The organism is Neobittarella massiliensis (ex Bilen et al. 2018) (genome assembly GCF_014269355.1).
Classification (GTDB): domain Bacteria; phylum Bacillota; class Clostridia; order Oscillospirales; family Ruminococcaceae; genus Neobittarella; species Neobittarella massiliensis.
On the sequence record NZ_JACOGI010000001.1, the window covers coordinates 1,350,309 to 1,362,702 of the forward strand.

Here is a 12,394-nt window from a genome sequence, read left to right on the forward strand (position 1 = left end):
ATCGCATGGGCTTTTTTCCAACTTTTCTACCAGCGCATCTGTAGCGTGCCGAGATCGCCGCCCCGACAGAGAGCCCAAAAAGAGCGGAGAGAGCACCCGCTCTCCCCGCTCTTCAGTCAGTAAAGATCTGTTTCCTACTTAATACTTAGTTCTCGCGCTCTTTTCGGCGTGCAGCTATCCAAAAGAACACCGCACCAGCGGCAACAGCCGCCCACAAAATCGCTGCCTGCCACCCGGCGTCACCGGTATCTACCCCTTTTTGGGCGTCTACCGGGTAGCGCACAGAGGCACTGGCCGTGGGGCCGGTATCGCTTCGCTGTCCATCCGGGTCGGTCCCCACCGCCTCGGCGGTATTCACCAGCTCTCCCCTCTCCTGCATCTCGGCGTCGCCGGGGTCATACACCGTCGTCTTGTAGGTCAAGGTGTATTTTTCTCCGGCGCGCAGCAGCGGGACCTGCACTTCGATCGTCCGCTCCCAGATATCGTAACAGTCAGCCGGCACCTTTTCGGTGTGGCCGTCCGGGTAGGTCAGGCACATGCTCCCCCTGTCCAGATCCAGACCCGCCGGCAAATAATCAAAGATCGAGACGTCTCGCCAGGTCGAGTAGCTGGTGGGGTTCTCCAAAGTCACGGTATATATCAGCGTATCACCCAGGTGCGTGTCCCCATCGGGCCGCCCCGGCTGCTCCACCGTCTTATCCAGTATCGGTTCAGGGTCGGCCGGCAATACCTGCTCGTCCCCAGGGTACACCTTGTCGCTGGCGGCAAGCTCATCTGTCTCTATCGGCCACTCGCCCGGCCTCAGCGTATCGCCCGGCTCATAGGGGTACTCCTCTGCATCCCCCCAGTGGCCCGGTTCGCCGTCCGCGGCGGGTCGGCCGCCATAGGCCTTACCGGTATTGCCGATATCGCCGGTCAAGGCGTCGGCCGTCACCGTCACCTCAAACGCCAGTTCATACCGTTCGCCGCCGTAAATATCGCCCACAAACACTGTCAGCGTGCGGTCATCGGTGTTGTACGCCCCGCCGTCCAGCATTTTTCTGCTGCCGTCAGGGCCTGTCAGGTAAATACTGTCCAGGTCGATATCCAACCCCTGGGGCAGCGTGTCTGTGATCGCCACACCGGTCCATACCGAGCCGTCGCGGCTATTTTCAGCCCGCAGCACATACCGTATCCGGTCGCCGATCTGCACCTTGCCGCCGCTGTCGGTCAGGTCTGCCGCGGTCTTGGTCAGGTGCCCGTTGGGGTAGGCGATCGGCTTGGCGCTGTCGTCTCCATTCGGGGTCACCGTGGGAGAGGTGGCGCTGCCGTTGCTGCCCGCAGCCTGGGCGGTGTTCGAAAGGTCCCGCCCCTCTGTGGCCCCGGGCTCAATAGACACTTGGTTGATGAGCACCTCAAAGGTCAGCACATAGGTGTCGCCGCCCAGCAGCGAGCCGATCGGCACACACAGCAGCCGGCTGCTCTCATCATAGCACGAACCGTCTACCTGCACCGCCTCCTCCCCGTTTTTCGACAGGTAGATCGTGTCGGTGTCCAGCGTCATCCCCCTGGGTATGCGGTCTTTCATCACCACGTCTTTCCACAGTGAATTCTGCTGGTTGTTTTTGGCCGTAAGCGTATAGGTCAGCCGGTCTCCGGTCTCGTTGCCGTCGCTGCGGTCTCCATTCACCACACCTTTTCCCAGCTCCGGCTGTACCGTGTCCACCCGCACGAACTCCACTACCACCTGGTGGTCCTGCTTGATATCGGCAAAAGCGTGGCTGCCCGCCGTCTTGCCCCGGTGATCGGGGTATTCCTTGCCGTCCACCGTCACCCGGTACACCTCATAGCCCTCGGCCGCCTGCCACTGCACCTTGTAGTCGCTGCCGCGTTCCAGCACCGCCGAGCCGGTTATCGTGCCTTTCACCCGGTCGATAGCTGTATCTACGCGGTACTTTTCGCCGCTCTCCGGCTCGCTCCCCGCGTCGTCCCGCGCAAATATCACCTCCACCTTGTGGTCGGCGCCAATCGTCAAAAATTCAGTCTTGCCCGGCAGATCGGGCTGTATCAATCCGTCCACCCGCACTTCTTTTACATGCCAGCCATCCGCCGGCTGCCATGTCACTGTGTGGTCGTCTCCCTCCTTTACCGTCGTGCTGGGGGTAATGCTCCCGGCCCCCGTCTGTGCGGTCTCCACCACAAAGCTGCCGTCCTCCGGGTGCTTCGGCCCCTGGCTCTCTCCGTCCTTGGCAAACACTACCCCGACCGTGTGGTCGGCGGTTATGTTTTCCAGCGTGTGGCTGTCGGCGCCCAGAAGGTCATCGCGCACCTGTCCATCCACGATCACGCTGGCCAGGTGGTAGCCTGGGGCCGGTTCCCAGCGCACTGTAAAGCTGTCTCCGTCGGCCACAGTACCGCCGGCAGTAACGGTCCCCAACCCGCCGACGATTTGTGCCGATACCCGGTGCAGGTCCGGCTGTGCACCGCTGTCGGCGGCAAAATACACCTCTACCGTGTGGTCCCGGCCAATGTTGGGGAAGTTGGCCGCCGTTGCCGCACTCTCTACCCCGTCGATCACGATCTTTTCCACCCGGTGACCGCTGGGCGCCGTCCAGTGCACACTGTGATCTGCCCCTTTTTGCACGATGGTGGTGGGGGTCATGTTGGCCATCGCGGCGTCTGTCAGCCCGTATACCGCAGTAGACACTGTGTATATCTCTTTTTTCTCTGGTTCGGTGCCGTCGTCCTTTTCCAGCGCCACCTCCACCAGGTAATTCTGGTCGATATTTGTAATGGTAAAGCTGCCGGCCTTCAGCAGATCGTCCCGCGCCGTCCCGTTTACCAACACGCCCACCACCCGGTAGTCCTTCGGCACCGTCCAGCTCACCGGGTAATCGCTGCCGGGGTCCAAAGCGCCGTTGCCGGCGGTGATGGTCGCCCCGCAGTCACCGGTAATGGCCGTCTGCACGCTGAAGGTCCCCGCCGGGGCCTCGTATTTGGCCTTTACAAAAGTCACGTGGATGGTGTGGTCCTCCTGTATCTGCTCAAAGGGGTATTCGCCCGGGGTGCCGATAACGATGCTCCCACTGCTGCGGGCACTGCGGTAAGCGGCTCGGCGAGCAGTCCCCGTTTCGGGGTAATAGGTTCTGGTGCTGTCCACCGTCACATCCAAAACGGTCCACCCCTCCTGGGCCGACCACTCTACCGTATAGTCCTCCCCTTTCTTGACCACCTTAGATTCCGATATACTGCCGCCCCCCTCTTTCGAGGTGTCCACGCGGATCAGCTCATCCTCCGGTATGGTGACTACACCGGTCTGCTCCTTGCCGCTCAGCTGCACCACTACCCGGTAGTCCTGGCCGATATCGGTGAGGTCTGCACTGCCGGCAGCGGCATCCACGGCAAAGCTGTCCACTCGGTCTCCCTGGGCGTCGTATACCGTCACCGATCTGACGGTGTAGTTCTTGCTGTCCCCCAGCACGGTCTTTACCGCATATGTTCCGCCCGCCGGTACCCACGCCGATGGAGTGATGCTCCCCGGCCCACCGACCAGTTCCGTGGTCACGCGGTAGGCGCTCGGCGCCTCATTTTCCTTTGCCAGTTCGATCTCAACCCGGTGGTCGCTCGCCACCTTGTCAAAAGTCACGCTGCTTTTCGCTTGCAGGTCGGGGCGGCTGGCGCCATCTACCCGCACCGCTTTTACAAAATAGCCGGGGGCCACCTTCCAGCTCACCCGATAATCTTCCGTCTGCGGGCTGTCTTTCGCCAGCCGTGCGCTGGGGGTGATACTGCTGGCGCTGCCGCCGCCAATGAGCATCGTGTCCACACGGTAGTACACTTTTTCTTCCGCGGCGGCATCCCGCTCAAATTCCACCAACACATGGTGGTCGGCGTCGATAGCGGCGATCGTCAGCTGCCCGCTGTCGTCCGGCGTCAGCAGTCGGTCGTCCAGCCATACCCCTTTTACGTGGTAACCCGGGGCCGGCTGCCACTGTACAGCCACGTCACTGCCCACTAAAAAGGGGCTGCTCTGCCCCGCGGCCGTCTGGGCCGTCACGGTCCCTTCACCCCGCTGTCCCAGCGTCACCTGCCAGGTCTTTATCCATTTGGCGTACAGCTCTACCGCCTCTTTTTCGGGCATCAGGGGGAACACGGTCTCGCGGGTCACCACCTCGCCACTGCCATCGGCGCTCTCATACCAGCCGCCAAACGCATAGCCCGCGCGCGAGAGACTATCAGTAAACCCGACCGGTCTCCCCTCGCTGGTGAGCAGGGTACTGGTCTTTTCGTCACTGCCGTCATTGCGGTAAAAATTCACCTGCCGCGCGCTCACATCGATCTTTAAAAGCAGGTCCTCGCTCACATTGCCCGACCAGTCCACCGCAAAAGCATGCATGTAATAGGTCTTGCCCGGCACCAGTTCCCCGGTGTCATAAGTCACCTTGTCGCCGGCGTTAGATGCCCTGAGCAGGTCGCTTCCCGCCACTGCCGGTTTGGCAGCCGCCGCACCGCTCTGGTCCACCCCGGTGACGATGTATCCCTTCAGTCCCGACAGCGCTGTCTGCTGAAAGGCATCCTGCCTGTCTTCGCTAGCAGAGGACCACTTCGCCACGTACTCCGCATCAGAAGAGGTATTTTGCGGCAGCCCCTTTACACGGTAGGCGTAGTTTGTGCCGTTGTCGCTCGAACCGCTCAGCGTCACCCGTGCCGAATACCCGGTCAGCCCCGAATTGGGTGCGATGGCCGTCACCTCTCCCTGGGGCTTGTCCGGCGCCGCATCATCTGTAAACGAGATATCTTTGGTCTCGTTGGTCGAGGTGGTCTGGGCCAGGTAGATCAGGGTGTTGGCGATGACTTTCATCTCGTCCTCGGTGGCTCTGCCACCGGAATGGCCGGTCTGTATCATGGCTGTATTGTTGCGGGTCACCAGGTAAAAATTCCCCGTTTCTTCGGTCGAATTCGGCTCTACCAAGCCGCCGTAATCGGCAAACTGCATCCACACCGTGTTGCGGGGCGTACCGTTGGCATCAGCACCACCCACTAGCTGACCCAGTGTATGACATGTCGGTACAACGAGGGTCCGTCCCTCCAAGTCCCAGGGCCTACTGGTCAAAAAACCCGTGTTGGTGACCTTGACATTGATCATCCCACTCTGCGCAGTGGAGCCTATATAGATGTCATTTTTTCCGCGGAAATCCAAGAATTCCTGGCCGCCAAAGAGCTCAAATCCGCTCTGATAAAGAACAGTATCGTGTCCAAATAGGACACCTCCGCCAGCGCGCAAAAAATCAGCTACAGCTGTTGGCGCATTGCCACTCAAGCCTCTGCCATTATTGCTGTCAGCTGTACCGAACATCAACACGTCATATTTATAGGCACCACTGCCGTCCCGCAAAGTCTTTTCGGGATCGACATTAAAGTTGGTGATACTGATTTCGTCTACCTGGATGATCCCCCGGCCAATTTTTTGGCCAGTGGTGGCATCCACCGTCTCCATCCAGCCTTTCAAATTATTTCCAGTATCCAGGTAAATGTTGAGCACCCGTACCGTCGAGTTGGTGTCATCAATATCCACTGTAGAACGAGTAGCCCAGGTCGTCCAGCTGCCGTCAGTGCTCTGTTTGCTCTGCCACAGCTGGTAGGAATATAGTCGGGTCGGGTCGGGCATCCCCTGACCTGGCCGCTCCGGGTTTTCAAATGGAAAGCTCCACTCCAGCTTTTGCGACAGCTTGCCGTCGCTGCCCACCGTGTAGTAGCCGTTCAGGTTGATCGCTCCCCGCTCATACTGGGGCGGCTCATATCCCTCCGGCACGTCCTCCGCTGTGCCCACAGTCCCGCTGTCGGCTGCCCAGGCAGTCACCGGTACTAGCGGCACAAAAAGAGAGAGCACCAAAGACAGCGTCATCAACAGTGACAGAGTCCGTTTTTTCATTTTGTCCACTCCTCATTTTTTGTCTATACTGACAATCTATGGGTTTTCGTTCACAGATCTATTTTGGTCAATAAATGCAAAAAAGCTGACCTGCACTATGCAGGTCAGCCAAAAATCTCGCACTGATTTGTAATTGGTATTATGAACGAAAACCCATAATTTACTTGTATACAGTTTAGCACTATGACTAAAAATGTCAAGTTTTAACAAAAATCCATTCATTTTATCTATTCTATTGTGACTACATCGGTTTTTACCAGCCCGCAGTCTGCACACAGTCAATAGGCAGCCGGCGCACAGTCAGCACGCGTCCCACACGAGACCAGCATAAAACCAGTCCAAAATCAGCCCAAAACCAGCCCAAAACCAGCACACAGACAAGGCGCCCCTCCTCTGTGGTCCGCCGTCTCTATCAGGTCACCGCACAATCCACCGCACCAAAACGCCGCCCTGCTGGCTGTCATTTTTATCTGCGTCTGTCCCCCCTGCACAGCTCCGCTATTTGAAGCTGCCGGCGCCATTCAGTCCCCTACGTATATAAAATGAAGCATCACTTTTGTGCACCTGACTCGGTCTCATCTCCCCCGGGCCACTGCACCACTGCACCGCGGCCCATCCGTCTAGGCCGTTTTTAAATATCATCTGCTCTCTTTTTATAAAGGTCTCCCGTCTCGCAGCGCCCCGGGTCTTCCTCAGCCCTTACTGCCGCCCCAGCCCGGCTGCGCCCCAGCTCCTGTCCGCACCGCCATTATTTGCCCACACAAAAAAGCTCTGCCCGGCACATACGTCCGGGCAGAGCTCTACTTGATTTGGTCGTTTTTTCAACCGCGCTCAGCTGTTTTCAGCTGTGCTCGCGGCGGGTTTTATCCCACACCACTTCTGAATAGTGGGCGCTATACGCGGGCGGACGATGTCCACCCCTTTACCCACACAGAAGGTGGCCACCAGCGTGCCAAAGCCCCAGGGTGCGCCCATGAGGATGGCGATGACGAACATCACCCCGTAGGTGATGTACAGACCCCAGCCATAAGTCTTGTGCAGCAGCTTTTCGCCGATGGTGATAGCGATCATGTCCAGCGCCTGGATGCCCAGGTCGATGGGCAGATAGTAAGCCAGCGTCACGATGATCACCAGCGTGCCGATGATCGGGAACAGGTAGCGCACGACCGGATTGCCCTCCAGCCCGTTGGGGAAGATCTTCTCAAACAGCGCCAGCCACAGGTTGATGAACGGCCCCAGTCCAAACGAGAACACGATAGAGCCCACGTGGATCATCTTGCGGTTGATAAACAAAAAGATGATCAAAATACCGATGTTGCAGGCCATGGAGGAATACCCCATGGGGATGCCGGTGCGCAGGCTGATGCCCTGCTGAAAGCTGGTAAACGGGTCGCCGCCCAGGTTGGCAAAGGTGTACATCGCCACCCCCAGCGCCATCACCGGGATATCCGGCAGCATGACCAGCGTGCGCCGGATGATGTCTTTCATTCTGTCGCTCATTGCGGTTAACTCCAAACTCCTCTTATTTTGTCCGCCCGCTCACCGGGTAGTACGGCCTAAGGGGCCTATTTCAGCACTTTGGGCAGTACGCTCTCGCCCTCGATGTCGGGGGCGTCAACGCCCAGATAATCGGCCACAGTGGCGGCGATGGTGGCAAAGGTGGGCTCGGTGCCCAGGTCCACCCCGCCCTTGATGTGCGCGCCATAAATGATCATCGGCACGTACTCGCGGGTGTGGTCGGTGTGCTTGGTGTAAGAGGGGTCACAGCCGTGGTCGGCGGTGATGATCAGAATGTCGTCCTCTTTCATCTTGGGCAAAAACGCCGTCAGGCCGCGGTCAAAATCGGTAGCTGCCTGGGCGTACCCGTCAATGTTGCGGCGGTGGCCGTACACCATGTCAAAGTCCACCAGGTTGAGGAAAGCGATACCGTTAAAATCCCGGTCCAGCAGCGCGGTGAATTTCTCCATGCCGTCGTTATTCGAGACCGAGCGAGTGGTGTCGGTGATCCCCTGCCCGTCGTAGATATCGTTGATCTTGCCCACGGCAATAGTCTCCAGTCCGGCCTCTTTGGCGTAGTCCAGCACCGTCTTGCGGGGGGGCTTGATGGAGTAGTCGTGCCGGCGGGAGGTACGGGTAAAGTTCCCCGGCTCGCCCACGAACGGTCTGGCGATGACGCGGCCCACCGCGTGGTCGCCGGTGAGGATATTTCTGGCGATCTCGCAGTACTCGTACAGCTTCTCCACCGGTACCAGGTCCTCGTGGGCGGCGATCTGGAACACGCTGTCCGCCGAGGTATACACGATCAGGTCGCCGGTCTCCAGGTGCTGCTTGCCGTAATCGTCCAGCACCTTGGTGCCCGAGTAGGGCAGGTTGCACAGTACCTTGCGGCCGGTAGCGGCCTCAAATTTGTCCAGGATCTCGCGGGGAAAACCGTTGGGGTAGGTCGGCAGCGCCTTGGCCGACGACACGCCGGCGATCTCCCAGTGGCCGATGGTGGTGTCCTTGCCGTTAGATCTCTCCTGCAGGCGGGCAAAGCTGGCGATAGGCGCAGCGGCCTTCTCGCCGCAGGTCACGCCCTCGATGTTGAAAAAGCCCATCTTCTGCAGGTTAGGGGTATCGAACTTGTCCGATTTGGCGATCGCGCCCAGCGTATTGCTGCCCACATCACCGAACTTGTCAGCGTCCGGCTCAGCGCCGATGCCAAAGCTGTCTAAAACGATCATGAATGCTCTTTTAGCCATAAAAAAGACTCCTTTATATAGAGATTGACGCACATGTATATGCAGTATTATTGTAACACGGATCCTGTAGATGTACAAGCAGATCCTGCGGTGCGCCGGCATTTTTTGTGCGCCGCCGGCGCACAAATAGCAAAAGCTAACTCCCCTGTGCTCCGCGGCTGTCTCACCCCGTCCCAAGCCACTCAAAACGCCCCGCCCCAGGCAGACAAACCAGCGCTGGTAACAGCTCCAGGCATCGCTCTCCAGTCTATCACTGCCCTCCCGCTCACAGCTCACAGTTCACAGAACCCGGCAGGTCCGCAGGCCCCTGCCGGTGTGCCGTCTCGGTCTCCACATCCCCCGCGGCCGCCGCTGACCGCCGCACTCTGTTCGGCCACCTCCACGGCGATAGCCGCCCCCGCCGTCGGCTGCAGGCAAAAAACCGGGCGGCGGCCACTTCTGGCCCCGCCCGGTCCTGTATCTGTACTTTTTGCCGCGGACCTGTATATCCGGCCCCGCTGCTGTCCCAGTATGTTAAAGTGGACTCCCGCACCGGGCCTACCGGTCCGCCTGTTCGGTCTGGCGGGTCTCCTCCAGCACCTCTTCAAAGGCCTCGATCTCGGCCTCCTGCGTCTTTTTCTCCACTTCTTTCTTTTTCTTGCCGCTCATCATCTGGTTAAAGGGGTGGTCCAGGTGCAGCGGCCGCAGCACCAGCTTATCCCAGATCGGCACGAAAAAGCTCACCATTGGGCCGGTGAACAAAAAGCCGATCACGGTGCCCACGCCCACGATGCCGCCCAGCAGAAAACCGGCCACGATAAAGCAGCCGTCCACCGTGATCTTCATGTAACGGTACTGCCAGGTGGGGTGAAAGTCGAGAATGCGGAAAATAATAGAGTCGGTGCTCGAAAAACCAAAGCGCAGCGCCACGCTCAGCCCGCAGCCCATGCACATAACGACCATGCCGACGGCGATCATGATCCCCTTTACCAGCAGCGTATCGTTGCCGCCGATGATAAGGCCGATGATGGGGTCTACCCAACCCAGCAGCAGCGAAAAGCCCACCGTCGAGACGATGGTCCCCACATTGATGAACTTAAAGGCAAAGATGATCGACACCGTCAGCGTGATCGAGCTGTTGATCATCGAGGCGTTGCCCAGCCCGCAGTGCAGCGTGCGGTCCAGCCCGTCCAGCCACACCGAGATCGGGTCCGATCCCAGCTGGCTGCGCACGAACAGCGCCACGCCAATGGCAATGAGCAGGTTGGCCGTAATGCTCAAAAGCGTTTTCAGCGCCATGTCCTTACCGCTGAGCCCGCCAAATTTATCGTCTATGATCTTGCGCCACATACTCTGTTCCCCCACATCCTCACGCCGCAGGCAAAGCCCTGCCGCCCCGCACATTCTCCCTCACCGGGCCCCCGCGCGGCAAAACTGCCGGGCCCAGACCCAAAGCGCCGCCACCAGCCCCGCCCCGCCTGTCGGCACGCGGAGCCAGCCGCCCGCTCGTTCACTGAATATCATACCATCTAAAGCCGCTTTGTCAATGAATCGGCCGGCGGTTTTTCGGCAAAAAACGGGTGTTTTTTTGTGCGGCCTGACTAGAGCTCTCCCCACTGCCCTACCCGCCGTCGTGCAGCCTGCAAAATACCTGTCCGATACCCCGTCTAAAGGTGAGCGCCTTTCACAGGTTGCACAAAACAAATCATGGCCGGTCACCTAAAATTTTCAAAATGCGGCTGTTTTGCCCCTGTCCGTCATGCTATAATACAGAGGAAACTGGGGCACCAGTCCCTTTTTTAATAGGAACTATCCAACTGTCCAATTGTCAAGCCCAGTGGTGTACCCGCGCCGCCGCCGGGCCCGCATCCAATATATCTGTCGAGTAACGAGTAAAAAAGGAGCGCACACTATGAGAAAGACTAAGATCGTCTGCACCCTGGGTCCGGCTACCGACCGCCCCCACGTGCTGGAGGAGATGCTCAAAGCCGGTATGGACGTGGCCCGGGTCAACTTCTCCCACGGCAGCCACGAGGAGCACCAAAAGCGGCTGGATATGCTGTTTTCCCTGCGGGAACTGATGGGCCTGCCCATCGCCACCATGCTCGACACCCGCGGCCCCGAGGTGCGCACCGTCACCTTTAAAAACGGGCCGGTCACCCTGCATCAGGGGCAGACTTTCGTGCTCACCACCCGCCCGGTAGAGGGGGACGAGAACATCGTCTCGGTCACCTATAAAGACCTCCCCCGCGACGTGCAGGTGGGCACCACCATCCTCATCGACGACGGCAAAGTCGAGCTCACCGTAGCCAGCGTAGACGAGACCGACATCGTCTGCACCGTCTGCAACGAGGGGCCGGTGGGCGATCACAAAGGCATCAACCTGCCCGGCGTCAGCCTCAGCATGCCCTACCTGTCCGAGAAAGACCGCGCCGATATCGAGTTCGGCATCGGCGCCGGGTTCGACTTTATCGCCGCCTCCTTCGTGCGCTGCGCCGAAGATGTGCTCGACATCCGCAAGGTGCTCGACCGCAACCACTGCAAGACCATCAAGATCATCTCCAAGATCGAGAACGCCGAAGGCGTGCGCAACATCGACGAGATCCTGCGCGTGTCCGACGGCATCATGGTCGCCCGCGGCGACATGGGCGTCGAGATCCCGCTGGAAGAGATCCCGGTACTGCAAAAAATGCTCATCAAAAAGTGCTACATCTCCGGCAAGCAGGTCATCACCGCCACCCAAATGCTCGACTCCATGATCCAAAATCCCCGCCCCACCCGGGCCGAGGCCACCGACGTGGCCAACGCCATCTACGACGGCACCAGCGCCATCATGCTCTCCGGCGAGACCGCCGCCGGTCTCTATCCGGTAGAGGCCGTCAAGACCATGGCCCGCATCGCCCGCCGGGCCGAGCACGACATCCGCTACGACAGCCGCTTCAAGGCCCGCAAGATCGACGATAAGCTCAACATCACCGATGCTATCTCCCACGCCGCCTGCACCTCCGCCTACGACCTGCAGGCCAAAGCTATCATCGTGGTCACCAACTCCGGCTCCACCGTGCGCATGGTCTCCAAATACCGGCCCGGCCACCCCATCATCGGCTGCGCCACCGACCCCGGCGTCTGCCGCCAGATGAGCCTGTCCTGGGGCGTGCAGCCCATCTTGCTGCACGACTGTAAATCCACCGACGAGCTGTTCGAGCACGCCGTGTCGGTGGCCAAAAAAGAGGGCCTGCTGGCCGATGGCGACCTGGTGGTCATCACCGCCGGCACCCCTCTCTCCCAGTCCGGCACCACCAACCTGCTCAAGGTGCACATCGTGGGCAATGTGCTGCTCTCCGGTGCCGGCACCAGCAAATCCAGCGTGGTCGGCAACCTCTGTGTGTGCAAAACCGAAGAGGAGGCGCTGCAAAAATTCCGCCCCGACGATATCCTGGTCATCCCCTCGGCCTCTGCCGGCATCCTCCACCTGCTCAAAATGGCCTCCGGCATCATCACCGAAGACAAGAGCGACGACTGCTACGCCGCCGTGGTGGGCGCCGCTCTGGATATCCCGGTCATCATCGACGCCCACAGCGCCACCCGCGTGCTGAAGAGCGGCACCACCGTCAAGCTCGACGCCGAAAAAGGCATCGTCTGCTCCAGCAGCCTGCAGTGAGCGCGCCCCACCGGCACACCGTTATAAAATAGCCAATACAGCAGGAGACGGCCCCACCTGGGGCCGTCTCTCTTTTTTATGTCTGCGCGCTTCCCGCACTAC

5 protein-coding genes are annotated in these 12,394 nt (G+C 59.6%); 1 reads left to right on the forward strand and 4 read right to left on the reverse strand.

The window, feature by feature from the left end:
* Positions 1–145 precede the first annotated feature (145 nt).
* The 4 genes from H8K20_RS06240 to H8K20_RS06255 all read right to left on the reverse strand — a co-directional run bounded on the left by H8K20_RS06240 (position 146) and on the right by H8K20_RS06255 (position 9,981).
* Positions 146–5,911 carry an isopeptide-forming domain-containing fimbrial protein gene (locus H8K20_RS06240; protein WP_186487801.1) on the reverse strand — a complete coding sequence of 1,922 codons (5,766 nt, stop codon included), beginning with the start codon at positions 5,909–5,911 and terminating at the stop codon, positions 146–148.
* 831 nt (positions 5,912–6,742) lie between these two features.
* Complete coding sequence (locus H8K20_RS06245; RefSeq protein WP_129589387.1) at positions 6,743–7,411, reverse strand: YczE/YyaS/YitT family protein; 669 nt, start codon at positions 7,409–7,411, stop codon at positions 6,743–6,745.
* A 65-nt stretch (positions 7,412–7,476) separates the two neighbouring features.
* Complete coding sequence (locus H8K20_RS06250) at positions 7,477–8,652, reverse strand: phosphopentomutase (protein WP_105204261.1); 1,176 nt, start codon at positions 8,650–8,652, stop codon at positions 7,477–7,479.
* A 537-nt stretch (positions 8,653–9,189) separates the two neighbouring features.
* Positions 9,190–9,981: a YczE/YyaS/YitT family protein gene (locus tag H8K20_RS06255; RefSeq protein ID WP_105204260.1), complete on the reverse strand. Its 792-nt coding sequence runs from the start codon at positions 9,979–9,981 to the stop codon at positions 9,190–9,192.
* 562 nt (positions 9,982–10,543) lie between these two features.
* Here H8K20_RS06255 and pyk point away from each other — a divergent pair.
* On the forward strand, positions 10,544–12,292 hold the full coding sequence (gene pyk, locus H8K20_RS06260; RefSeq protein ID WP_186487802.1) for a pyruvate kinase: 1,749 nt from the start codon (positions 10,544–10,546) through the stop codon (positions 12,290–12,292).
* Positions 12,293–12,394: the final 102 nt, after the last annotated feature.